22 protein-coding genes, 1 tRNA gene, 1 pseudogene and 1 riboswitch are annotated in these 25,376 nt (G+C 34.8%); of the genes and pseudogenes, 6 read left to right on the top strand and 18 right to left on the bottom strand.

Translation table 11 applies throughout. From position 1 onward, the window contains the following. The first annotated feature begins 83 nt into the window (after nucleotides 1–83). Together argF and QVO42_RS01975 are read left to right on the top strand one after the other, a co-directional pair. Nucleotides 84–1,073, top strand: a complete 990-nt coding sequence (gene argF, locus QVO42_RS01980; RefSeq protein WP_022424513.1) for an ornithine carbamoyltransferase — start codon at nucleotides 84–86, stop codon at nucleotides 1,071–1,073. Beyond that, entirely contained in the window at nucleotides 1,073–1,519 is a 447-nt protein-coding gene (locus QVO42_RS01975; RefSeq protein WP_022424512.1) for a hypothetical protein, read from the top strand. Before argF ends, QVO42_RS01975 begins: the two co-directional genes overlap by 1 nt. Before the next feature lie 49 nt (nucleotides 1,520–1,568). Here QVO42_RS01975 and QVO42_RS01970 read toward each other — a convergent pair whose 3' ends face one another. The 17 genes from QVO42_RS01970 to QVO42_RS01890 form a co-directional block, all read right to left on the bottom strand. After that, nucleotides 1,569–2,477 (bottom strand): DNA recombination protein RmuC, encoded by a 909-nt coding sequence (locus QVO42_RS01970; protein WP_022424511.1) that lies wholly within the window; start codon nucleotides 2,475–2,477, stop codon nucleotides 1,569–1,571. 1 nt (nucleotide 2,478) lies between these two features. Then, on the bottom strand, nucleotides 2,479–3,741 hold the full coding sequence (gene rlmD, locus QVO42_RS01965; protein ID WP_287514827.1) for a 23S rRNA (uracil(1939)-C(5))-methyltransferase RlmD: 1,263 nt from the start codon (nucleotides 3,739–3,741) through the stop codon (nucleotides 2,479–2,481). Nucleotides 3,742–3,758: 17 nt separating this feature from the next. After that, on the bottom strand, nucleotides 3,759–4,865 hold the full coding sequence (locus QVO42_RS01960) for a YihY/virulence factor BrkB family protein (RefSeq protein WP_288163578.1): 1,107 nt from the start codon (nucleotides 4,863–4,865) through the stop codon (nucleotides 3,759–3,761). 29 nt (nucleotides 4,866–4,894) lie between these two features. Further along, nucleotides 4,895–6,178 (bottom strand): HlyC/CorC family transporter, encoded by a 1,284-nt coding sequence (locus QVO42_RS01955; protein ID WP_022424509.1) that lies wholly within the window; start codon nucleotides 6,176–6,178, stop codon nucleotides 4,895–4,897. 150 nt (nucleotides 6,179–6,328) lie between these two features. Next, the gene (fucO, locus tag QVO42_RS01950; protein WP_022424508.1) at nucleotides 6,329–7,477 is read right to left on the bottom strand and encodes a lactaldehyde reductase; all 1,149 of its coding nucleotides are present in this window, start codon (nucleotides 7,475–7,477) and stop codon (nucleotides 6,329–6,331) included. A 193-nt stretch (nucleotides 7,478–7,670) separates the two neighbouring features. After that, on the bottom strand, nucleotides 7,671–8,195 hold the full coding sequence (locus tag QVO42_RS01945) for an LPXTG cell wall anchor domain-containing protein (RefSeq protein WP_022424507.1): 525 nt from the start codon (nucleotides 8,193–8,195) through the stop codon (nucleotides 7,671–7,673). Nucleotides 8,196–8,227: 32 nt separating this feature from the next. Next, entirely contained in the window at nucleotides 8,228–8,470 is a 243-nt protein-coding gene (locus QVO42_RS01940) for a hypothetical protein (protein WP_022424506.1), read from the bottom strand. A gap of 333 nt (nucleotides 8,471–8,803) precedes the next feature. Further along, on the bottom strand, nucleotides 8,804–9,346 hold the full coding sequence (locus QVO42_RS01935; protein ID WP_022424505.1) for a TetR/AcrR family transcriptional regulator C-terminal domain-containing protein: 543 nt from the start codon (nucleotides 9,344–9,346) through the stop codon (nucleotides 8,804–8,806). Nucleotides 9,347–9,430: 84 nt separating this feature from the next. Continuing rightward, nucleotides 9,431–10,810, bottom strand: a complete 1,380-nt coding sequence (purB, locus tag QVO42_RS01930; protein ID WP_022424504.1) for an adenylosuccinate lyase — start codon at nucleotides 10,808–10,810, stop codon at nucleotides 9,431–9,433. Nucleotides 10,811–10,813: 3 nt separating this feature from the next. After that, the gene (locus QVO42_RS01925; RefSeq protein ID WP_022424503.1) at nucleotides 10,814–14,569 is read right to left on the bottom strand and encodes a phosphoribosylformylglycinamidine synthase; all 3,756 of its coding nucleotides are present in this window, start codon (nucleotides 14,567–14,569) and stop codon (nucleotides 10,814–10,816) included. Nucleotides 14,570–14,578: 9 nt separating this feature from the next. Beyond that, nucleotides 14,579–15,829 carry a phosphoribosylamine--glycine ligase gene (gene purD / locus QVO42_RS01920; RefSeq protein WP_022424502.1) on the bottom strand — a complete coding sequence of 417 codons (1,251 nt, stop codon included), beginning with the start codon at nucleotides 15,827–15,829 and terminating at the stop codon, nucleotides 14,579–14,581. 11 nt (nucleotides 15,830–15,840) lie between these two features. Then, entirely contained in the window at nucleotides 15,841–17,364 is a 1,524-nt protein-coding gene (purH, locus tag QVO42_RS01915; RefSeq protein WP_022424501.1) for a bifunctional phosphoribosylaminoimidazolecarboxamide formyltransferase/IMP cyclohydrolase, read from the bottom strand. Beyond that, nucleotides 17,361–17,951, bottom strand: a complete 591-nt coding sequence (gene purN, locus QVO42_RS01910) for a phosphoribosylglycinamide formyltransferase (RefSeq protein WP_022424500.1) — start codon at nucleotides 17,949–17,951, stop codon at nucleotides 17,361–17,363. The genes purH and purN overlap by 4 nt, the downstream gene beginning before the upstream one ends. Beyond that, nucleotides 17,945–18,970, bottom strand: coding sequence for a phosphoribosylformylglycinamidine cyclo-ligase (gene purM / locus QVO42_RS01905; protein WP_022424499.1), 1,026 nt, complete (start codon nucleotides 18,968–18,970; stop codon nucleotides 17,945–17,947). Before purM ends, purN begins: the two co-directional genes overlap by 7 nt. Nucleotides 18,971–18,991: 21 nt before the next feature. After that, a complete protein-coding gene (gene purC / locus QVO42_RS01900) occupies nucleotides 18,992–19,699 on the bottom strand; it encodes a phosphoribosylaminoimidazolesuccinocarboxamide synthase (RefSeq protein ID WP_006506992.1) in 708 nt (235 codons plus the stop codon). 15 nt (nucleotides 19,700–19,714) lie between these two features. Then, the gene (gene purE / locus QVO42_RS01895) at nucleotides 19,715–20,203 is read right to left on the bottom strand and encodes a 5-(carboxyamino)imidazole ribonucleotide mutase (protein WP_006506993.1); all 489 of its coding nucleotides are present in this window, start codon (nucleotides 20,201–20,203) and stop codon (nucleotides 19,715–19,717) included. A 79-nt stretch (nucleotides 20,204–20,282) separates the two neighbouring features. Then, nucleotides 20,283–21,953, bottom strand: a complete 1,671-nt coding sequence (locus tag QVO42_RS01890; RefSeq protein WP_022424498.1) for a formate--tetrahydrofolate ligase — start codon at nucleotides 21,951–21,953, stop codon at nucleotides 20,283–20,285. A 113-nt stretch (nucleotides 21,954–22,066) separates the two neighbouring features. Then, a riboswitch (ZMP/ZTP riboswitch) is annotated at nucleotides 22,067–22,147 on the bottom strand. A gap of 90 nt (nucleotides 22,148–22,237) precedes the next feature. On the opposite strand from QVO42_RS01890, the gene QVO42_RS01885 reads away from it, so the two are divergent. Further along, complete coding sequence (locus QVO42_RS01885) at nucleotides 22,238–22,738, top strand: flavin reductase (protein WP_022424497.1); 501 nt, start codon at nucleotides 22,238–22,240, stop codon at nucleotides 22,736–22,738. An 8-nt stretch (nucleotides 22,739–22,746) separates the two neighbouring features. Here the strand turns inward: QVO42_RS01885 and QVO42_RS01880 are convergent, their stop codons facing one another. After that, nucleotides 22,747–23,196: an NUDIX hydrolase gene (locus QVO42_RS01880; RefSeq protein ID WP_022424496.1), complete on the bottom strand. Its 450-nt coding sequence runs from the start codon at nucleotides 23,194–23,196 to the stop codon at nucleotides 22,747–22,749. 120 nt (nucleotides 23,197–23,316) lie between these two features. Between QVO42_RS01880 and pepV the strand changes: the two genes are divergently transcribed. The 3 genes and pseudogenes from pepV to QVO42_RS01865 form a co-directional block, all read left to right on the top strand. After that, nucleotides 23,317–24,681, top strand: coding sequence for a dipeptidase PepV (pepV, locus tag QVO42_RS01875; RefSeq protein WP_022424495.1), 1,365 nt, complete (start codon nucleotides 23,317–23,319; stop codon nucleotides 24,679–24,681). Nucleotides 24,682–24,727: 46 nt separating this feature from the next. Continuing rightward, nucleotides 24,728–24,813: transfer RNA gene (locus QVO42_RS01870), tRNA-Leu, on the top strand. Nucleotides 24,814–24,872: 59 nt separating this feature from the next. Beyond that, a pseudogene (locus QVO42_RS01865) lies at nucleotides 24,873–25,376 on the top strand (excinuclease ABC subunit UvrA); the annotation flags it as partial.

Below are 25,376 nucleotides of genomic sequence, written 5' to 3'. Positions count from 1 at the left end.
AAAATATACAAAACTTATTGAAGAATTAAGAGAAATTGGTAAAGTAGTAGGTAAAGAAATATAAGTAGAAAGGAAGTATAGTTATGGATTTACACGGGAGAAGTTTTTTAACACTTAAGGATTATACTAAAGAAGAAATCTACTATCTTCTAGACTTAGCTAAAAAGCTAAAGGCTAAGAAGAAAGCAGGAAAGATTGGTCATTCACTTGAAGGTAAGAATATTGCCTTATTATTCGAAAAGACATCTACACGTACAAGATGTGCTTTTGAAGTAGGTGTTCTTGATGAAGGAGGACATGCTACTTTCTTGACTCAGTCACAGATGGGAAAGAAGGAGTCAATTGAAGATACAGCAAAAGTACTAGGTAGAATGTTTGACGGAATCGAATTTAGAGGATTTAAGCAGGAAAACGTTGAAGCATTAGCTAAGTATTCAGGAGTACCTGTATGGAATGGTTTAACAGATGTTGACCACCCTACTCAGACCTTAGCTGATTTCCTTACTATTCAGGAACATCTAGATAAGCCTTTAAACGAAATTAAGTTTGTCTTTACTGGTGATATTAGAAATAATGTTTGTTATGGATTAATGTATGGTGCATGTAAGGTGGGAATGCATTTTGTATGTTTAGGTCCTAAATCATTAGAAATGGATCCAGAAGTTGTGGCTTATTGTCAGGAAGAATGTAAAAAGTCTGGTGGAAGTTTGACTATTACTGATGATACAGATGCAGTTGATGGTGCTGATGTTATCTATACTGATATCTGGGTTTCAATGGGTGAAGATGAATCATTGTATAAGCCAAGAGTGGAATTATTAAGTCCATTTAAAGTAACCAAAGAATTAATGAGTAAGACACATAATGACAATACATTATTTATGCATTGTTTACCATCTTACCATGATTTCGAAACAGAAACAGCAAGAATAAAACATGAACAGGGATTAGATGTTCGTGAAGTGGATGATGAAGTATTCAGAAGCAAGAACTCTGTTGTATTTGATGAAGCAGAAAATAGACTTCATACAATTAAAGCTGTTATGGTTGCAACATTAGGTAAAGAAGATTAATGAAACATTTATTTACATCTTACTATGATGACAAAGGCATGTATGTCATATATAACGAAGAGACTGCGAATGCGGATAGTGTAATTGAGTATGTTGTTGTGATGTTAGAACAGTTTATCAATACACTTGCAGAAGAATCTGATGAGACAATTGAAAATGTAATAGAGATTGTTGGTAAGGATTTCAATGATTTTGTTTCTAGTTATTATGAAGGAAGCTACGAATTGCTTGTTTCACAGGCAGTGGATCGTGGTTTTGCGCATGAGCAGCAGGAATTAGTGGGAGTAAGAGATGAGAATGCGATTGGTATAGACTTAGAACTAAGTAATTATAGTGATCTATTCTTATTGATGTCGTTGGCTGTTCTAAGTTGTGATTATAGTGATAATGCGAAAGATATATTTACATATCTTGAAAGCATGAATAAAAGTGATTCTGTAAATTAGACTGGAGGGGTTTATTTCCCCTCCTTTTTTACGTAAAAAAAGAAGAGGATTACTCCTCTTCTATTGCACCATCATAGGCTTGATTGATTGTTTTACTGATCTTATCTTTAGATATTGCGAGATCCTTAAGGCTCTTTTCAAGAGTACCTAAGTTCTTCATGACTCTGTCATAACGTTCATCTAAACGATTCGTATCTTCTTTAAGTTTAATAATACGTTGTTCTATTTCTTTAATATTCTCAGAACGATTAAAGTCCTTAGTAATATTAATAAGTGTAAAGACAACCCCCATAAGTGTAGAAGGAGATGTCATTAAGACCTTCTTATTATGTGCATAATCATATAAATCAGCACATTCATCACATAAATAAAGATAGATGGCTTCACTTGGAATAAACATTACTGCCTCTTCCAATGTTTCCTCGGAAATATATTTATTAGAAATATCATCTATATGCTTCTTTACATTCTTCTTGAATTCATTGTGATAACTAGCATCCTTAGGATTATCTACTATCTTTAAATAGTTCTCCATAGGAAACTTAGAATCAATAATGAGTACTTTAGTATTACCTGGTAAATGTAAAGCTGCATCCCCTATTTTTCCATTACTTAAATGATATTGTGATTCAAAGATATGTGAATTATCACCACAATAAAGAGATAGGATATGATAGAGCTGATATTCTCCAAATGTCCCTCTCTTTTTTGTATTGGTCATAATTACATTAATATCATGCATATCATTGATCATCTGATTTATTTTTGTATCTGATCTACCCAGTGATGTACTCGCATCATTTAACATCGTAATAATAGAATTATATTGTCTATCAAGAGATGAACTATTCGCTTCTGTCTGAACCATCTTCTCATGAAGTTTCATCTGTGTTGTATAGAGAAGATAAATAACAACAACCAATAGTACAATACAAATAATACTTAATACAATTTCCATATTACTTACGCTTTAAATCTACAATAATTTCTAAGCGAGGTGTATGAGGTTCTTTATCTAAAGAGATAATAGTATTCACATCATACATTTCTTCTAACTGATGTAATGTTTTAGCGAGAGTACTCATGTTATCAGATACAATAATTAAATGTTTAATACCTGATAAAGTAATAGACTTCAATAAATCTTCAGTCATACCATCAACAGTTTCATTGATGATTAATGCATCATATCTATGATTCTTTAAATGATGTGCTGCCTGATCATTGACATGACCTGCAACAAATAACTTATTGTCTAATTCTAATCTCTTTGCGTTTTCAGTGGCATCATGGATGCTTACCTTATTGTCATCAATTGCGACAACTTTGTTTTCAAGCTGTAATTCCATAATTCCTGAACCACAACCCATAGACAATACTTCTTCCTTCTTATCTAATAAAGAAGCAATCTGTCTTGTCTTTTCATCATCCATTTCTGGGTTAAGGATCATATCAGAACGTACTGAAATCTTGAAATCCTTATACTGTGCATGTGTCTGACCATAGATTCTCTTGAATCCCTGTTCATAGAAATCCTGATAACGAGATGTATTTACTGTATAATATAATGCAGTCACTTCATCCAATGCAGCGATTTCTTTAGTTACAGTCTGGCTGATACCATCCTGTCCAGTAACGAATGCTACCTGCATTTCTTCACCAATCTGTCTAACAATTAAGAATCTTAAGCCCTTCTTGAACTTATCATTATAATCACGACAGTTATTTGCATTAAGAATATCTTCAATCTTTACTAGTAAAGAATTGATCTTCTGTGTCTGAAGAGGACAATGATCCATTAAAGTAAGGAACTTTGTTTCACGCTGGTAAACGCCCACACATAACTTTCCACTGAAGTAAGTAATTGGGAAAGCAACGATATGACGATAATGTTCTGGCTCTTTCATTCCTACAACAGGCTTGATATCCAAGTCTTTTACAGATAAATCTGTATATTTATGAAGTGTTTCTTTTAATAATTCACGTTTATGAACTAATTGATCAGCATAATTCATATGCTTTAAAGCACATCCCATACACTGATTGTACTGATCACATTCAGGATCCTTTCTTGCTGATGAAGGCTTCTTGTATGCAGTCACATGACCTAACATATAAGTCTGTGTCTTCTTATCGATTTCTACTTCAACCATTTCTAATGGTAAAGCATTCTGTACAAAGATAACCTTCTTCTTAATATAACCAATACCTTCACCATTAATACCAAGCTTCTTGATATTTATTTCTTCTCTTTCTTTTCTTGGTTTTGATGAAAATCTTCTTGGTTTTGAATCAAATTCTCTTGCTGGTTTCTTATCGAAGTCTTCTCTTGGTTTTTTGTCAAAATTTCTTCTTGGCTTCTTGTCGAAATCTTTTCTTGGTTTTCTGTCAAAATCTCTTCTTGGCTTTCTGTCAAAGTCTTTTCTTGGCCCTCTATTTTCTTTCTTATAGCCTTTGTCAGACCCCTTGTTGAAGCCTTTGCGGCTATCCTTTCTAGGTTTTCTGTCTTTGTTAAAGCTTTTTCTTCTTGGTTTACTCTTTCCAAAATCTTCTCTTGCCATTTTGCGTTGTTCCTCCTCAAGTATGCAATATGAGTTAAATACATTCCTACATAGAAAATCTCACTTGCCCAATCAAATACAAATAAGATAACACAGATTGAGGTAAGTGGTCCATATAAAGATGTAAAATCTGCATATTTAAAATAATAGTTTAATGCAATATATAAAATCACTATCCCACCAGAAGTTATAAAGGCTCCCTGAAGAGCTTCATGATATGTGATACGTTCTCTTGGGACTATCATATAGATAGCCATAAAAAATAGGACCATAATAAGAAATAATAGGACAAAGCGCATAAATGCAATGCCATATAAAAAATGAAATGCTTTAGATATAGGTCCTGTTGCAAGTAATACAATAGAAATCAATAATATACCAAGTAACAGCATTGTCACCTTAAAGACATAGACATACCAGGCAATCACTGATTCACTTCTTTCTTCTAACGCAAACATCTTCTTAGAAATATCATAGATATTTCCTACACCTCTAGACACAGCATAAAAAGACCAAATAAACACTAATACAGAGACTGTATTTAAAGAACTGCCCTTTAATGTATCAATCAACATCTCTGCATAAGCTGGCTGTATAAACTCCTTAATACCCATCTCTAGAATATCTACACTTATATGCAAAGAAGATGTTACAACTGCAATAATAGTCATAGTAGGGATCAGCAGGATGATAAGATAAAATGATAAAGCAGCGCTAGAGAAGCTTGGTACATAATAACGATAGTCATCATATATAGCCATTGCTTTATTATATATATCTTTCATGACTGCTCACCTCCAAAAGAAAAAACACTTTAATCGTGTTTTTCTTCATTTTCTTTTTGACTTTCCTCTTCTGGAATAATAAGTCTTAATAATTCAATTCTGTTTTTATCAATCTTTTCAATAATAAACATACAGTCATCTACATAAACCTTCTGATGAGGGTTTGGTGAACCATTCACTTGACCTAAGACAAGACCACCAATAGATTCAAATTCTTCAGAAGCGAATTCTGTACCACAACGGTCATTGACTTCATCTATGTTTAAACTGCCGTCTACTAAATAGACATTCTTAGAGATTTTCTTTACTTCTTCACTATTGTCATCATATTCATCATCGATTTCACCAACGATTTCTTCAACAATATCTTCTAATGTCACAATACCAGCCATAACACCATATTCATCTAATACAACTGATAAAGAGACATGCTCCTTACGCATAGAAGCAAAAACATCTGAAATATGATTAAATTCATAAACGAAATAAGCATCTCGCATATAATCCTTTACCTGGAAATGTTCATGATCAACAGGCTTCATTAAGATATCCTTGATATGTAATACACCAACAATCTCATCACCTTCTTCTGAAAGAACAGGTAAACGAGAATACTGTGATTCCTGTAATACAGCAACAACTTCATCATAAGTCGCATCATAATCAACTGTAGCCACGTGAATACGTGGTGTCATGATTTCTTTAATATCAGTATCACCAAAATCAAAGATATTATGCATCATTTCTTTTTCTTCATCTTCTAATACACCTTCTTCATGAGACACGTTTACAATTGTTTTTAAGTCTTCTTCAGAAAGCGTAGGTTGTGGATCAATATTACCACCTAATATATGAATTAAGCCATGAGACACTGCAGTTAAGATAACAACAACTGGTGTAAATATAAAATTTATAAATTGAATAAAGCGACAGAATCTATAACATAATGCTTCTGCTTTACTTACAGCTAAAGTCTTTGGTGTAATTTCACCAAAAATAAGAATCATTAACGTAACAAACCCTGTTGCAACCGCAACACCTGTTCCTTCATTACCAAATACACTAATTACAAAAGATGTAGTTAATGAAGAAGCTAAAATGTTGACAAGGTTATTGCCTACTAGAATTGTACTTAATAAATGATCTGTATCCTCTAGAAGCTGAGACACAATTAAAGCTTTTGCATGATGAGGATCCTCTTCATCCTCACTTACAGTTTTTACTCTAATCTTAGAAACAGACATAAATGCAGTTTCTGCACTAGAAAATAAGCCTGACAATCCTATCAATATAATAAAAATAACAACCATCATTATCTGACTCGAGTCCACGACACTATCATACTCCTTTAATAACTATATTGAGTGCTATATACAAAAGCACAATTCTATTATACATTTTTTATAAGAAACATCAATAAAAAACAAAAAGGAGGAACAAATGTTCCTCCCGATGAACGATTATTATTTAAGTAATGATCTATATAATGCTTCAATATCTTCAACTGAAGTATCTCTTGGGTTACCTGGACGGCAAGCATCAGCATATGCATCCTTAGCTAACTGAGGAATATCTTCTTCCTTAACAACACCCTTAAGAGTCATTTCGATACCAACATCTTCACCTAACTTCTTAACAGCATCTACAGCAGCTTTACGGTATTCTTCCTGAGTCATACCATCAACACCTTCAACACCCATTGCCTTAGCGATGTCTTTATACTTTTCACCAGTATATTCAGCATTGTATTCCATAGTTGTTGGAAGTAAGATTGCACAAGCTTTACCATGAGGCATATCATAGTAAGCACTTAATGTATGAGCCATAGAATGGTCAACACCTAAACCTACGTTAGAGAATCCCATACCAGCAACATACTGACCTAAAGCCATACCTTCACGTCCTTCAGCAGTGTTTTCAACAGCACCTCTTAATGAACGAGCGATGATTTCGATAGCTTTAATATGGAACATATCTGAAAGTTCCCAAGCACCTTTAGTAATATAACCTTCGATAGCATGAGTTAAAGCATCCATACCTGTAGCAGCAGTTAATCCTTTTGGCATTGAAGACATCATTTCTGGGTCAACAACAGCAACTACTGGAATGTCATGATTATCTACACATACGAATTTACGTTTCTTTTCAACATCAGTAATTACATAGTTGATTGTAACTTCAGCAGCAGTACCTGCAGTAGTAGGAACAGCGATGATTGGAGCACAAGGATTCTTAGTTGGTGCAACACCTTCTAATGAACGTACATCAGCAAATTCAGGGTTTGTAATGATGATACCGATTGCTTTAGATGTATCCATTGAAGATCCACCACCGATAGCTACGATACAGTCAGCGCCTGCTTCTTTAAATGCAGCTACACCAGTCTGTACGTTTTCAATAGTTGGGTTTGGTTTAATGTTGCTGTAAAGAACATATTCAATACCAGCTTCATCTAATAAATCAGTTACTTTCTTAGTAACACCAAACTTTACTAAATCAGGGTCAGAAGCAACAAATACTTTCTTAAATCCTCTTGCTTTAATTTCTTCAGGAACAGCTTTAATAGCACCTGCTCCATGATAACTTGTTTCATTTAACATGAACTTATACATGATTATCGATCTCCTTTTAATTAACTTTTCTGACTTCATGTTAACATTGTAAGTGTTATCATTCAAGTGACAGATAAGTGGATTTGTCACTTTGTGAATAAATTTACAAAAAAAGACAACTGATTTTCATTTCTCAATTGTCTTTTCTTTCCCACAATATTCAATTTTACTTACGCTTACTTTAATTGACAGATTATTCAGTGATTCTCTTTTTTGTAGTTAATACAACTGCTGCTAAAGCACTTACTAATAATAATGAAGCATATAATGCAGCATTCATAGTATCACCAGTCTTTGGTGCTTCTTTCTTTGTAGTAGTTGTAGTATTTGTTTTCTTGTCATCTTTTGCTACAGGTGCATTAGGTGTAATTGTAGTTGTACCTTTATTTTCTGCAGGTTTTGTAGGTGTAGTAGGCTTAGCTGGTGTAGTAGGAGTTACAGTTGGTGCTGGAGCCTTTACTGAAGTTTCTACATACATAGACTTATATTTATCCTGACCGTTTAATTCGAATGCAAATACAAATTCAATTTCAGAATACATTGTCCAATCTACTGCAATCTGATGTCCAACATCATCATCATCATCCCAATACAAAGTTTTCGCATTCATTAATGCATCTTTAGTAAATGTAATCTTACCTTTACCTTCTTCATTTACTTCTATTTCAGATTGAACTTCTAAAGGTTCGCCATAACCATTTGCATCATAAACATACATTTCACCATTGGAAACTGTTCCACCTTTAGCATCTACTTCAAAGACAATATCACTATCTCCTGTCCATTTAGATTTAGGGTAAGTAAAGTGATTTCTGGTTCATAAGCTGCAGGTGCAGGTGTAGTTTCAGGTGCAGGTGTAGGTGTAGTTGTAGTTTCAGTAACAGCTGGAGTTTCTCCAGTTACTACTACATCTTCTGCAAATACTGCTGTAGTAGATAATGTTGTTACTGATAAAGCACAAGCGACTAACATAGTCATTAATTTCTTGTTCATAATCGTTTTCTCCTTATTCGATTTGTCCCAAAAAGAAGTCTTTTCAATTTTTTATAATGCAAAAATGCATAGAATATCTATTAAAAATAAATAATCCCTGTCGATACACTATAAGTATATCAAAAAGATCAGAGTGTCCCTTCATATGTATTTCTTCTGTCCATTATAAGCGTAAAAATGTTTATACATAATTGTCTACCCTTCTTATAGATTACTCATATAACCCTTTTCAAGACTAACCATATTATAACTCTTTTATTTCAACCATACAAAAAAAATCATAAAAAGTTAATATATTGAATGAATATTCTTTTATACAGCAAAAAAGAGACCTTACTTCAGATCTCTTAATAGTTCATCTAACTTTGGTGGTAATGCTTCTATCAGCATATCAGCTAATTCTTCAGGTTTCAGCTTATATCCTTCTGTTGCCCAGTCTACAGTCATAGTAATAGACCCATGACAATACATTTCTAATAAAAATTCTATATCTGATGGGATATTATTACCTAGTTTTCTCTTAATAATATTCTGATAGAAAGTGAGAATACAGTTATAATCATAGTTTTCTACATTATTATAATCTTTAGATTTAAATGCTTCTTTAAAGAATACTCTATCATGATAAATGAATTCAAATTTCTTAGTAAGCCCTTCTCTTAAAGTTTCACTATTGCCAATCTGTAAGAAAGACTTATCCGCCAATACTTCAAAATACCAGTTCACAAGATCATATTTATCACGAAAATAACGATAAAATGTCTGTCTAGTCTTACCGCTCATTTCCACAATATCAGTCACTGTGATCTTATCAAGAGACTGATGATTCATCAATTGTTTGATGCATTCTGCAAATATATATCGTGTATCTCCCAAAATTCTCACCGCCTTTGTAACATTATAACAAACCCATCTCTAAAAATAAAGAAGACAACCCCAATAGAGGTTGTCTCTTAATGATTAAAGTTCGATATCACAAAGTTCTGATGCTAAACCAATGTATGATGCAGGTGTCATATCTAATAAAGTCTGACGATCTTCATCACTTAACTGTTCTAAGCTCTTTGCGAATGCCTGAATATCTTCCTGAGAAATATTCTTACCACGAGTTAAGGCCTTAAGTGTATCATAAGCATCTGGTACACCATATTTTCTTAACATTGTCTGGATAGGTTCTGCAAGAACTTCCCATTTTTCATTTAAGTCTTTTGCAAGCTTTTCTTTATTTACAACACACTTAGCTAAACCGCCAGTTGTTTCAGAAATAGCCTGTAATGAATATCCGAAGCATAATCCTAAGTTACGCTGACTTGAAGAGTCTGATAAGTCTCTCTGCATTCTTGACTTAGGAAGCTTGTTAGATAATGCAACACATAGATTATTTGATAAATCAATGTTTGCTTCAGAGTTTTCAAAACGGATTGGGTTAACCTTATGAGGCATAGTTGAAGAACCAACTTCACCCTTAACAGGAATCTGTTTAAAGTATTCCATTGAGATATATAACCACATATCTACATCTAAGTCAGCCAATACATTATTGAAATGACGGATACCATCTAAGATATGACAAGTATAGTCATGAGATTCAATCTGAGTAGTTAATGGATTGAATGTAAGTCCTAAATAGTCTTCTACGAATTCCTTATTTAATGTAGGCCAATCTTCGTTAGGGAATGCTGTTAAGATAGCACTGTAGTTACCAGTTGCCCCATTGAATTTTGCTTTAATCTTGATATTTTCAATGTTTTCAATACTAGAAAAGAAACGATAAGCATAGACTTTGAATTCTTTACCAATAGTTGTAGGTGTAGCAGGCTGTCCATGAGTATGTGCAAGCATTGCATCATCCTTATGATCAACTGCTAATTTATTGATCATTGAAGCAAATTCTTTAGCTGCAGGTAACCAAACATCCTTTAAGCCATGTTTAATCATACATGCATATGATGTATTGTTGATATCTTCAGAAGTACATCCGATATGTACATAGCTTTCTAAATGTTCATAACCTAAAGCTTTAAGCTTTTCATCAATAAAATATTCTACTGCCTTAACATCATGTCTTGTAACAGATTCGATTTCTTTAATTCTCTTGAAAGAATCAAAGTTGAAATCTTTAGAAATCGCAAGAATATCATCTACCTTGTTAGGATCAACCCTGTCTAAAGTTTCTGTATGAAGGTGATCCAACTGGAACTTCAACCACTGGATTTCTACAAACACTCTATACTTAACAAGTGCATATTCACTGAAATAATCAGCTAACTGATCTTTAATCTTGCCATAACGTCCATCTAGAGGACAGAGTGTCATACTTTCAAATTCTAATTTATCCATTCGTTATTCTCCTTTAAAATACTTCACGCCGGCTTCAAATAACTTCTGATCCATTTCACCGTAGATGTTAAGGTCTCTGTTTTCACCCTGACGTTCAGAATGACCCATCTTACCTAATACTCTACCATCTTCAGAAACGATACCTTCAATACCATACATAGAACCATTAGGGTTATATGGAGATTCCATAGTAACATTTCCATTTGGATCAACATACTGGAATGCTACCTGACCATTATCAATTAACTGATCAAGCACTTCCTTAGGTGCAACGAAACGTCCTTCACCATGAGAAATAGGGATAATATGTTCATCACCTAACTCTACATTAGCAAGCCATGGAGACTTCACGCTAGATACTCTTGTAGTCACCATCTGAGATAAGTGGCGTCCAATTGTATTGAATGTTAGAGTAGGATCATCTTTGCTCATATCCTTAATATGTCCATGAGGAAGTAAACCAAGTTTTACTAATGCCTGGAATCCATTACAGATACCAATCATTAAGCCTTCACGATTGTCTAATAAATCATCGATTGCAGCCTTTAATCTTGGGTTACGTAATACAGTTGCAATGAACTTACCTGAACCTTCAGGTTCATCACCAGCTGAGAAACCACCTGGTAGCATCATGATCTGTGCATTATGGATTGCTTCTTCTAATTCATCAACAGACTTCTTAATATCTTCTTCTGTCTTATTTCTAATAAGAACAAGCTGAACCTTTGCACCTGCTTTTTCAAATGCACGTTTAGAATCAAATTCACAGTTAGTTCCTGGGAATACAGGAATAACAACATTGACTTCATCATACTTCTTAGAAGCAAACATCTTGCCTCTTTCATTGCAGTCACCAGTACGTACTTCTGTAGTAGGTGCTTTTGCTGTAGTAGGATATACAGATTCTAATGGCGCACAGTTGATTTCATATGCATCATCAAGTGTCACTTTCTCACCCTTATATGATACAGCCTTTTCTTCATTTGTAGAAGCAATAATACGAACATTTTCATATCCTGCAACAACTTCTGCGTTGTCTACTTCCACAATGATATGTCCAAAGTTCTTTTCAACTAAGTCATTAAGTGTTAAAGCATCATCAAATGTGACACCAATTTCATTACCAAATGCCATCTTATAAACAGCTTCAACTAAACCACCGTCTTTAACTGTATAAGCTGAATAAGCCTTACCAGACTGAATCAATGCTTCTACAGCATCAAACTGTTTTCTTAAAGCTTCAAAGTCAAATACATGGAATTCATCCTTTGGAAGCATGAATTCGACTAATACATGTCCTGCTTCTTTTAATTCAGGAGTGATGACTTTATGTACATCTCCACCAGTAATTGCGAATGATACTAAAGTTGGAGGAACATCTAAGTCTTCAAATGAACCTGACATAGAATCCTTACCACCAATTGAAGGTAATAATAATTCTTCCTGAGCACGATAAGCACCAAGTAATGCACTAAATGGTTTACCCCATCTCTTAGGATCATTTAATAGCTTTTCAAAGAATTCCTGGAATGAGAAACGGATTGTATGCCATGTACCACCCATTGCGATGATCTTTGCGACAGATTCTACAACTGCATTGATTGCACCATGATATGGTGACCATTCAGAAATAAGTGGGCTATAACCATAACTCATTAATGAACATGTAGTTGTTTCTTTTCCTAATACTGGAATTAATGCAGCCATACCTTCAGTTTCTGTACGATAAGTCTTACCACCAAATGGTGAAAGAACAGTACTATTACCGATAGAAGAGTCAAAACGTTCTACTAGGCCCTTCTGAGAAGCTGTAGATAAACGTGATAATACTTCTTTAGTTGTTTCAGTAAAGTTTTCTTTTGCTTCTGGATTGAATGGTGCTTTATCAAAATCAGGTAATTCTACATGGATATCCTGATAACGCTTAGCTCCTGCTTCATCTAAGAAGTCTCTAGAGATATCTACAATAGTATCTCCCATATATTTCATAGTTAAACGGTTCTTATCTGTAACTGTTGCCACCTGTACAACTTCAAGGTTTTCATCATGAGCAGCCTGGATACAGAAGTCTTTATCACATTCATTGATGACAATAGCCATACGTTCCTGTGATTCACTAATTGCAAGTTCAGTACCATTTAAACCTTCATATTTCTTTAACACTGCATCTAAGTTGATATCAAGACCAGGTGCTAATTCACCAACTGCAACGCTGACACCTCCAGCACCAAAGTCATTACATCTTACAATCTTCTTAGAGAATTCTTTATTTCTAAATAATCTCTGAATCTTTCTTTCTTCAACTGGGTTACCTTTCTGTACTTCAGCACCAGCAGTTTCAGTTGTCTTTAATTCATGTTTCTTAGAAGAACCAGTGGCACCACCAATACCATCACGACCAGTACGTCCACCAATTAATAAGACAATCTGTCCATTTTCAGGAATTAATCTCTTAACCTGTTCTTCTGGTGCAGCTGCAACTACAGCACCTAATTCCATTCTCTTAGCAACATAACCCTGATCATATACTTCATGTACAAAACCAGTTGTTAAACCAATCTGGTTACCGTAAGAAGAGAAACCATGAGCTGCTTCTTCACAGATCTTTCTCTGTGGTAATTTACCAGGAAGTGTATCTTCTAATTTCTGACGAGGATCACCTGCACCAGTAATACGCATTGACTGGTAAACATAAGCACGACCTGATAATGGGTCACGGATTGCACCACCTAAACATGTAGCAGCACCACCAAATGGTTCAATTTCAGTTGGATGGTTATGTGTTTCATTCTTGAACATTAATAACCAATCTTCATCACCATCAGTTGTATGAACCTTTAAACGAACTGAGCAGGCATTGATTTCTTCAGATACTTCCATATCATCCAAATAGCCACGTTTTCTAAGTTCTTTCATAGAAATAGTTGCAAGATCCATTAAAGTAAGTGGTCTCTTTGTATCCACACCATAAACAACATGACGGCTTGCTTTATATTTTTCTACATCTTTTTCTAAGATTTCTTTAAATGCACCACTTGCGATATCAATATCAGTAATAACTGTCGCAAATGTAGTATGACGACAATGATCTGACCAATAAGTATCTAATACTCTGATTTCAGTTTCTGTAGGATCTCTCTTTTCTACATCTCTGAAATAATTCTGAGTTACTTTTAAGTCATCGAAGTTCATTGCAAGACTCATCTTTTCAAGTAATGCTTCAACTTCTTCATCAGTAAAACCAATAAATCCTTCGATCACTGGAACCTTCTTGATTTCAACAACAGCATCATTTAAATCTGCTGGTTTTTCTAAAGACGCTTCTCTAGAATCAACAGGGTTAATTAAATAATGTTTAATTGCTGGTAATTCATCACTAGAAATACCTTCGATTACAATAAGCTTTGCACATTTAACCTTAACGCCTTTTTCACCAGTTAATAACTGGAAGCACTGTTCACAGGCATCTGCTCTAGCATCATACTGTCCTGGAAGATATTCAATCGCAAAACTTACAGCTCCTTCTGGAATTGCATATTCTTCACGATATACTTCATCTACCATTGGCTCAGAAAGAATAGTAGGAATACCTTCTTCTAATACTTCTTCAGTAATACCCTGAAGATCATAACGGTTGACAACTGTTAAGTTAGAAACGTCAGTTAAACCTAGTCTTGTCATCAAATCATGTTTGATAGAGTCTGCTTCAACCGCATTTTCTTTTCTTTTTTCTACATAAACGCGATAAACTTTAGCCATGTTATCCTCCTAATGTAAGCCAATATCTTTACGCATATACATGCCATCAAAATGAATGTTTTCAATTGCATCATAGACTTTCTTTCTTGTTTCTTCAAGATCATGTCCTAATGCACAAACATTTAATACACGTCCACCATTTGTGACGATTTCATTGTTTTCATTACGTTTAGTACCTGCATGGAAGACAACGATATCTTCTGGAAGATGATCTAAACCAGTAATGACTTTACCCTTTTCATAAGATCCAGGATAGCCTCCACTTGCAAGAACAACACATGTTGCCTGTTCATCTTTCCACTTAACATCTACATCTTTTAATGTATTTGTAGCACATCCATACATCACTTCATATAAATCACTTTCAAGTCTCATTAAGATAACCTGAGTTTCAGGATCACCAAAACGAACATTGAATTCTAATACCTTTACATCCTGATCCTTGATCATTAATCCAATAAAGACAACACCACGATAATCCATATGATCTTCATGTAAGCCTTTCATGAATGGATCAAGAATCTTTTCTTTGAAAGTCCCTTCCATACCTTCAGGTAAAAATGGGTTAGGTGATACAGTACCCATACCACCAGTATTTGGACCTTCATTATTATCATAAATCTGTTTATGGTCTTTTGCAGATACCATAGGTACGATCGTATCATGGTCTACAAAACATAATAGAGAACATTCAAAACCAGTTAAGAATTCTTCTAAAACAACCTTCTTACCAGCTTCACCAAAAGCACTGCCATCAAGCATCACTTTAAGTTCTTCTTTAGCCTGCTGCTTTGTTTCACAGATGACTACGCCCTTACCTGCTGCAAGACCATCAGCCTTAACAACAACAGGAAGATCAAAAGCATCTAATGCTTTAACAGCTGATTCATAATCAGTCACTTCTTCATACTTTGCAGTAGGAATATTGTGCTTTTTCATGAAATCCTTAGAGAAGGCTTTAGAACCTTCAAGAATAGCTGATTCTTTTCTAGGACCAAATACTTTGTGTCCTCTTTCTTCTAAATAGTCAGCAAGTCCCATACATAATGGTACTTCAGGACCAATAACAGTTAAATCAATACCCTTTTCTTCAACAGTCTTTAAGATAAAAGGCATATCTTCTACACTACCTGGAATACATACAGCATCCATACCAGGATTACCAGGAATAGCATATAATTCAGTAACATGTTTACTCTGTTTTAATTTCCAGGCAATTGCATGTTCTCTTCCACCACTACCAATAACAAGAACCTTCATAGAACGCCTCCTTAGTGTCTAAAATGTCTATAACCACTGAATACCATTGTCATATCATGTTCATCACAATAATCAATAGATTCCTGATCACGAACTGATCCACCAGGCTGTACAATAGCCTTAATACCTGCTTCATCGGCCACCTGTGCACAATCACTAAATGGGAAGAATGCATCACTTGCTAATACAGCACCATGGAAATCCTTATCAGGATTATTATGAATTGCATTTTCTAATGCCCAGATACGTGAAGTCTGTCCTCCACCAACAGCTAAAGTACATCCATCTTTCACTAATACAATTGCATTAGACTTAACATATTTAACAACCTTTAAACCAAATTCCATATCAGATAATTCAGCTTCTGTTGGCTGCTTTTTAGTCACTACTTTCATTTCATCAATAAGCTTAGTATTTAATTCCTGAACAAGTGCTTTACCTTCAAGATACTTAATATCATACTTAGCATCACGTGCATCAAGATTCTTAAGCTTTAATAAACGTAAGTTCTTCTTCTTTTCTAATACTTCTAAAGCATCATCATCAAAATCAGGTGCTGCAATGATTTCTAAGAAAGTCTTCTTCATTTCTAAAGCAGTTTCCTTATCAATCTTATAGTTCACAGCGATGATTCCACCAAAGATAGAAGTTGGATCTCCTTCATAAGCACGCTTATAAGATTCATAACCAGTCTTACCAATAGCCACTCCACAAGGTGTTGAATGCTTAATTGCAACAGTCACTAACTGATCACCAAATTCTCTTACGCAGGCAACTGCACCATATAAATCATTCACGTTATTGAAAGAAATTTCTTTACCATGTAACTGTTCATAATCTAATAAAGAATGCTGAACATATGGATCAACGTAGGCATTTGCACTCTGTTGAGAGTTTTCACCATAACGTAAATGATCTGTCTTCTTTAATGAAATATTTAAGATATCAGGGAATTCATCATGGACCTGATCAGCGAAATAACGAGAAATCATTGCATCATAGCTGCCTGTTAAGCTATAAGCCTTATAAGCAAGATTCATTCTGAATTCAAAATCAGTCTTATCTTCTCTAATAGCTTCTAATACAGCATCATAATCTTTTGGATCAGTAACAATCAATACATCCTTGAAGTTCTTAGCAGCAGAACGGATCATTGAAGGTCCACCGATATCAATGTTTTCAATCATTTCAGCCATTGGCTTACCAGCCTTAAGCGCTTTTTCAAACTCATAGAGATTACAACAAACAAGATCAATAGGTGTAATACCCATTTCTTCTACAGTCTTGACATGTTCTTCTACATCTCTTCTAAATAGAATACCACCATGTACTTTTGGATGAAGTGTCTTAACTCTTCCATCAAGAATTTCAGGGAAACCTGTTACATCATCGATTTCAATAGCTTTTACACCTGCTTCTAATAGTTTCTTATATGTTCCACCAGTAGAAACAACTTCAAATCCTAATTCTTCAAGACCTTTCGCAAATTCAACAATACCTTCTTTATTTGTAACTGATACTAACGCTCTTTTCAACTGATCTTCACCCTTTCATTTTCTACAGAAACACGTCCTTCACAATATAAAGCAACAGCTTCTGGTAAGATTTCATGTTCGATTTCTAAGACACGTGCCTGAATGTCTTCAGGAGTCTCTAAGTCTGAAATATCAACCGCTCTTTGTAAGATGATTGGCCCACCATCCACTTCTCCAGTAACGAAATGAACAGTTGCACCTGACACCTTCACACCTCTTTTAAACACCGCCTCATGGACATGCATTCCATAGAATCCAGGACCACAGAAAGATGGAATAAGTGAGGGATGAATATTAATAATACGATTCTTATATTGTTCAATCAGCTTATCTCCAACAATAGCAAGATAACCTGCTAATACAACAACATCAATCTTTTCTTCTTCAAATCTCTTTAAGATCTCATCTTCATCCTTGATCCATTCTGCCTGAATACCATGAAGACGGGCTCTTTCTAAACCGTAAGCCTTCTTACGGTTAGAAATAACCAGACGGATCTGTCCATTGATTTTTCCGGCTTCACACGCATCGATGATGGACTGAAGATCAGTTCCACCACCAGATACGCATACAGCTATGTTTAGCATAATTCTGCTCCCTTTTCACCTTCAGCAATATAACCTACTTCATAGCTTTCATAGCCAGCAGCATTAATTGCTTCGATAGTCTTTTCAACATCTGCAGGATCAACAGCAAGAACCATACCTAATCCCATGTTGAATGTGTTATACATCATCTTTTCTTCAACGTTTCCTGCTTTTGCAATTAAGCCAAAGATAGGAGGCACTTTATAGCTATCCTTCTTAACAACAGCCTTTACACCATCAGGTAACATTCTAGGAAGGTTTTCATAGAATCCTCCACCAGTAATATGGCTGCATCCTTTAACCTTGATACCAGCATTCTTTACGCTCTTTAATGCTTTTACATAAATCTTAGTAGGAGCAATTAATGCTTCACCTAAAGTAGTACCTAATTCATCATAATAAGTATCTAAAGATTCTTTAGTCATTTCAAATACACTACGTACTAAAGAGAATCCATTACTATGTACACCAGTAGATGCAATACCAACTAAAGCATCACCAGGCTTGATTGTAGAACCATCAATAATATCTTTCTTATCTACAACACCTACTGCAAAACCAGCTAAATCATAATCATCAACAGGCATTAAACCTGGATGTTCTGCAGTTTCACCACCAACAAGGGCACATTCAGACTGAATACATCCTTCAGCAACACCCTTAACGATAGTCGCAATCTTTTCAGGATAATTCTTACCACATGCAATGTAATCAAGGAAGAATAGAGGTTCTCCACCTGAACAAGCAATATCATTCACACACATTGCGACTGCATCAATACCAATTGTATCGTGTTTATCCATTACAAAAGCAAGTTTTACCTTTGTACCACAGCCATCAGTACCAGATAAAAGAACTGGTTCTTCCATATCCTTGATCTTGCTTAAATCAAAAGCACCAGCAAAACCACCAATACCACCAAGTACTTCTGGTCTCATAGTAGCCTTAACATGCTTCTTCATTAATTCTACTGACTTATAACCTGCTTCAATGTCTACTCCAGCTTTTTTATAATCCATGTTTCTTCATCCTTTTATCTATTATTTTTCCATTCTTGCAAGAACTGCTTTATAAGTTTCAATTAAATCACCGATATCCTGTCTGAATACGTCTTTGTCATACTTCTTGTTAGTATCTACATCCCATAAACGGCAAGAATCTGGTGAGATTTCATCCGCTAATACGATTTCGCCTTCTTTTGTCTTACCAAATTCGATTTTGAAATCTACTAGCTTTAAGTTTAATCTTAAGAAGAAAGCCTTAAGTAATTCGTTGATCTTTAATGTTTCAGATTTGATAGTGTTATATTCATCTCTAGTGCAAAGACCTAAAGCAACAGCATGGTCTTCATTGATTAATGGATCACCATATTCATCATTCTTATAACTAATTTCAAAAATTGGTTCTGCTAAAACAACACCTTCCTTAGCACCAAGTCTCTTACAGAAAGAACCTGTTGTAATATTACGTACAATAACTTCTAGTGGGAAGATTTCTACTTTCTTAACTAAATCATCAGTATCATTTAACTTTTCAATCATATGAGTCTTGATACCTGCTTCTTCTAACATATCAAAGATAATACCTGAAATAGTGTGGTTTAATACACCCTTACCAGCAAACTGATCATGTTTTACACCATTACCTGCAGTTGCATCATCTTTATAATGCATTAAGATAACATCTTCGTTATCAGTTGCAAAAATTTCCTTAGCTTTTCCTTCGTACATTAATTCTTTCTTTTCCATTGTTGTTTTCTCCTCTTATCTATATTTTTCTGAAATTTCGTTATTTGTATCTAAGCAGGCTTTTTCCATAGCCTGACGGTTGTTCTTTAATTTTTCACTTAATTCTGGATATTTGATTGCCATGATTTCAAGTGCTAACCAAGCAGCATTCTTAGCACCATCAATTGCAACTGTTGCAACTGGGATACCAGAAGGCATCTGGACAATTGATAATAAGGCATCCATTCCATCTAAACTTGCACCTTTAATTGGAATACCAATAACTGGTAACACTGTCATAGAAGCAACGACACCAGGTAAGGCAGCAGCCATACCAGCAGCTGTTAAGATAACATCTGTTCCATTGTTGTTGCATTCTTCTACAAATTCACTCAATGCACGATGTGCACGGTGTGCAGATAAAGCACGTACTTCAACATCTACGCCATATTCTTTTAATATAGCAATTCCTTTTTCTACCTTTGCTTCATCAGAGGCAGAACCCATAATTACTGCAGCTTTCATTTCAGTCCTCCATTATTTTCATTATGACTTTCATGATCTAGGTGCTCAGAGGCCTTTCACCTAAACTTGACCTCAATTATTAGAATAAACCAGTAATCTTACCGTCTTCATCAATGTCCATATTATTGGCAGCTGGTACTTTTGGTAAACCTGGCATACGCATAATATTTCCAGAAATAGCAACTAAGAATCCAGAACCAGTATTTGGAATCAAGTCATTGATTGTTACCTTGAATCCTTCAGGACGTCCAAGTAAAGTCGCATCATCTGATAAAGAATACTGAGTTTTCGCAACACAGATTGGTAAATCACCTAAGCCCTGAGCAGTGAACTTCTTGATTTTGTTAGCTACCTTCTTAGTGAAGACAACATCATCTGCACCATAGATTTCTTTAGCGATTGTCTTGATCTTTTCATCAATAGGCATATCTAATGAATAGATCGGTGCATAATGAGATTCTTTAGTATCAAGGATATTTAATAGCTTGTTAGCAAGATCAATACCTCCTTCGCCACCCTTAGCCCATACTTCAGAAATAGATACTTCAACATTTAATTCCTTACACATATCATCTAATAGCTTTAATTCAGCTTCTGTATCTGTAGGGAAAGCGTTAATAGCAACGATACAAGGTAAACCAAACTTCTTGATATTTTCAATATGTTTAGTTAAGTTACCAATACCCTTCTTTAATGCTTCAAGGTTTTCAGTACCTAATTCTTTCTTATTGACACCACCATGCATCTTTAATGCACGAACAGTCGCAACAATGACAACTGCATCTGGATTTAAACCAGCCTGACGACACTTGATATCTAAGAACTTTTCAGCGCCTAAATCAGCACCAAACCCTGCTTCAGTAATAGCATAATCACCAAGTTTCATAGCAAGCTTTGTAGCCATAACTGAGTTACATCCATGAGCGATATTGGCGAATGGACCACCATGTACAAATACTGGAGTATGATCTAAAGTCTGTACAAGGTTAGGCTTGATAGCATCCTTTAATAATAAAGTTACAGCACCAGTTGCATGAATATCATCAACAGTGACTGGTTCACCATCATAATTATAAGCAACAATCATTCTTGCAGCTCTTGACTTTAAATCTTCAAGAGAAGTAGATAAACATAAGATACCCATGACTTCACTTGCCACACTAATATCAAAACCATCTTCACGAGGAACACCATTTGGTTTACCACCTAAACCAACAACAATATGTCTTAAAGCACGATCGTTTAAGTCAACAACTCTCTTCCATACAATCTGTCTAGTATCAATGTTCAAAGGGTTACCCTGCTGAATAGAGTTATCAAGCATTGCCGCAATCAAGTTATTTGCTGAAGTGATGGCATGAATATCACCTGTGAAATGAAGGTTGATATCTTCCATAGGAACAACCTGGGCATATCCTCCACCAGCTGCACCACCTTTAATACCAAAGCAAGGACCTAAACTTGGTTCACGCATTGCAACAATAGATTTCTTACCTAACTGATGTAATGCCTGTGATAAACCAATCATTGTAGTTGTCTTACCTTCACCTGCAGGTGTTGGGTTGATTGCAGTCACAAGAATTAATTTACCATCTGGATTATTTTCAACTTTCTTGATAGTTTCTAAAGAGATTTTTGCTTTATATTTACCATATAATTCTAAATCATCTTCAGTCAGTCCAATCTTTTCAGCCACATTTTTAATTGGTTCCATGACTGTACTCTGTGCAATTTCTACGTCTGTTAACATTTTTTGTTTTTCCTCTCTTTCAGGTTATTTTCTTTCAAAACAATTATATACTAATCCGGTACCTGCATGCTTCCATTTTTTTAAAAAAACAAAAAAAGAGCCTACTAAGTCCAGGACGTTGCCCAGACGGTCGGCTCTTCAAGAAATTATACTCCATGTGGTTAATTCCACTTCCGTCAGTCGTATAATACAGTTGTAGTTTATCAAATAACCTATTGTTTGACAAGCACAAATTTGATTAAATAGTGGCATAATTTTATAATATAAAAACGGAGGTAATGACTATGTTTAAAGAAGTAGATGTAAATACATTTGATTTAAAAATATTCAATAAATTGAATAAGGAATGGGCACTACTTAGTGCAGGTAATAAAGACGCATTTAATACTATGACTATTTCATGGGGCGAGATGGGTACATTATGGAATAAGCCAGTGATGACTTGTTTTGTAAGACCACAGCGTTATACAAAGGAATTTATAGATTCTAATGATCAGATGACTCTTTCATTCTTTAATGGAGAACATATGAAAGATTTAACAATACTTGGTAGAGAGTCTGGACGTGATGGAGATAAGATTGCGAAGACTGATTTAACACCTACATTTATTGAAAATCTCCCTACATTTGAAGAGGCAGACATTGTCGTTGTGGGAAAGAAACTCTATGAAGATACTATCAAGCCTGAATGTTTCTTAGATGAAACACTTGTGGATAAGAACTATCCTAATAAAGATTTCCATACAATGTATATCTGTGAAGTTGAAAAGATCTATATAAAATAAGAGAAGCGTTAGTTCGCTTCTCTTTTTAGTTCTTCGTATTCTCTTATTTGGTTATATTCTTCGATTGTTTTCTTAATATCATTAAAGATATGTGGATCAAGTGTCTTCTCTAATTCATCTTCATCCACAAACTTATAATCTGTATGCTCAAATGAAATCTTAACCTGATCATTTGTAGGAATACACAAGAAACCAATACCCACTGTCTGATAGTGTGGTCTAATAGCCGTAAATGTATAAACCGGCTTAATGATTTCAATATCTAGTCCTGTTTCTTCCTTTAATTCTCTTACTAACGCCTGGTGAGGATCTTCCCCATATTCTAATCCCCCACCTGGTAATTCCCAATAACCAAGTCCATCTGATGAAGGTCTGACACGTTTTAAGATTAATGTCTTACCTTCATAAATCACAATACCTTTAACTGTAATATGAAATTGTATGTCCTTATTCTCCATATTCTTTTGCCCCCTTTTTACTATATTAGCACAACTCTTGAAAGAACGTTACAAAAAGGTGCAGTATGTGTGTTTCAAATACTACAGAAATTGTATATAATAGTCACTGAGGTGAATAAAATGATTGATTTTAAAGAAGAAGTATTAAAGCATAAAGATGAAATGCTGAAAGATTTAAAGGACTTATGTCTAATCCCTTCAACTCTTGATAAATCTACTGCAAAAGAAAATCAGCCATTTGGTGAAAACAACCGTAAAGCGCTTGATTTAATGCTTTCTATTGGTCAAAGAGATGGATTTGTTACTGATGATTGTGATGGATATGCTGGTTCTATTGATATTGGTGAGGGAGAAGAATGTTTTGGTATTCTTGGACACTTAGATGTTGTACCTACTGAAGGTCAGGAATGGAATTATCCAGAATATGATATGACTCTTGATGGAGATACACTCTATGGTCGTGGTGTTGCTGATGATAAGGGACCTTTAATTGCCGCTTATTATGCTGCTAAGATTGTGAATGAACTTGATTTTGAAAAGAAGATGAAAGTTCGTATCATCTTTGGATGTAATGAAGAAAATGGTTCTCGCTGTATGCATTACTATTTCCAGCATCGTCCATATCCAAAGATGGGATTTACTCCAGATGCTGATTTCCCTGTAGTATATGGTGAAAAAGGTAACTGTCATTTCATCATCAAGGGTAAAACAGATGATGATAAGGTAATTTCTATTCATTCAGGACGTGTAGTGAATATCGTACCAGATCAGGCTAAAGCTGTATTAAAGGGTACTGACTATGAAGAATCATATAATGCATTCTTAAAAGAAAATAACTTCAAGGGTTCTTTAGAAGTTGTAGATGGTAACACACACTTATTCTTAAAAGGTAAGAGTGCCCATGCATCTCAGCCTCAGTTAGGTAATAATGCTGCAAGTAACTTATGTCATTATATTGCAAGTGTGACTGATAATAGCTACGCAAAATTCGTTGATGAATATTTATATAATGATTATTTAGGTGAAAAGTTCAATGTCGCATTTACTGGTGAAATGGGTGCTTTAACTGTTAACCTTGGTATCTTAAATTATGAAAATAATGAAGGTTCATTAACTCTTGATTTACGTCTTCCTCATGACTCAGACAATGATGAACTTGTTAAGAATGTAGATGAAGCTGTTAATAAGTATGGCTTGAGTGAAGAACATGATATTGGTCCTGCATTATATGTAGATCCTAACAGTGAATTAGTTCAGAAGCTTCATGAATCATATGTACAGTTCACAAATGATCATGAACATGGTCCTCAGACTATCGGTGGTGGAACTTATGCAAAAGAAATGCCTAACTGTGTTGCTTTTGGTTGTGAATTTCCTGGTAAAAACCATCATATGCATGAAGAAAATGAATTAATTTCATTAGATGATTTATTAACTGCAGCTGCTATCTACGCTCAGTCTCTCTATAATCTTCTTAAAAAATAGTTGAATTCTATGTGCAACTCAAGTATAATTTGAGTTGCACAAAGTTGCGGCCGTGGTGGAATGGTAGACACGCAAGTTTGAGGGACTTGTGGACGTACGTCTGTGTGAGTTCAAATCTCATCGGCCGCACCATTAATTAAGATGAACTAGCTAGAGATAGCTAGTTTTTTATATTATGTGGAGGATTTTGTATGATTGATCATATGGAAATAAGAGGCGCAAAGGTTCATAATTTAAAGAATATTGATGTTGATATTCCTTTGAATAAGATTGTAGCTATTTCTGGTGTATTAGGAAGTGGTAAGACAACATTGATTCTTGAATCTTTATATCCTGCCATAAAAGCTTCATTAAATCATGAAACACTTCCTAATCATGTAAAAGAATTGGATGCATCATGGGTCAATAAGGTTGATTTGATTGATGCGTCCCCTATTGGAAATAATGTCAGAAGTACTGTTGCAACTTATTCTGGTGTATTTGATCATTTAAGAAGGTTGTATGGAAGATTAAGTGATCAATATAGTGCAGGTGATTTTTCTTATAATACAGGTAAGTTAAGATGTCCTGTGTGTGAAGGTACTGGTACTATTTCTATGGATATACAGCTTCTTCAAGATATAGAAATGACTTGTGAACATTGTGATGGTACACGGTACAGCAATGATGTGGATTCTATAATGTACCATGGTTAT

It is taken from the genome of Catenibacterium sp. CAG:290, from assembly GCF_000437715.1.
Classification (GTDB): domain Bacteria; phylum Bacillota_I; class Bacilli_A; order Erysipelotrichales; family Coprobacillaceae; genus Catenibacterium; species Catenibacterium mitsuoka_A.
This window is presented reverse-complemented; position numbering and strand designations above follow the sequence as displayed.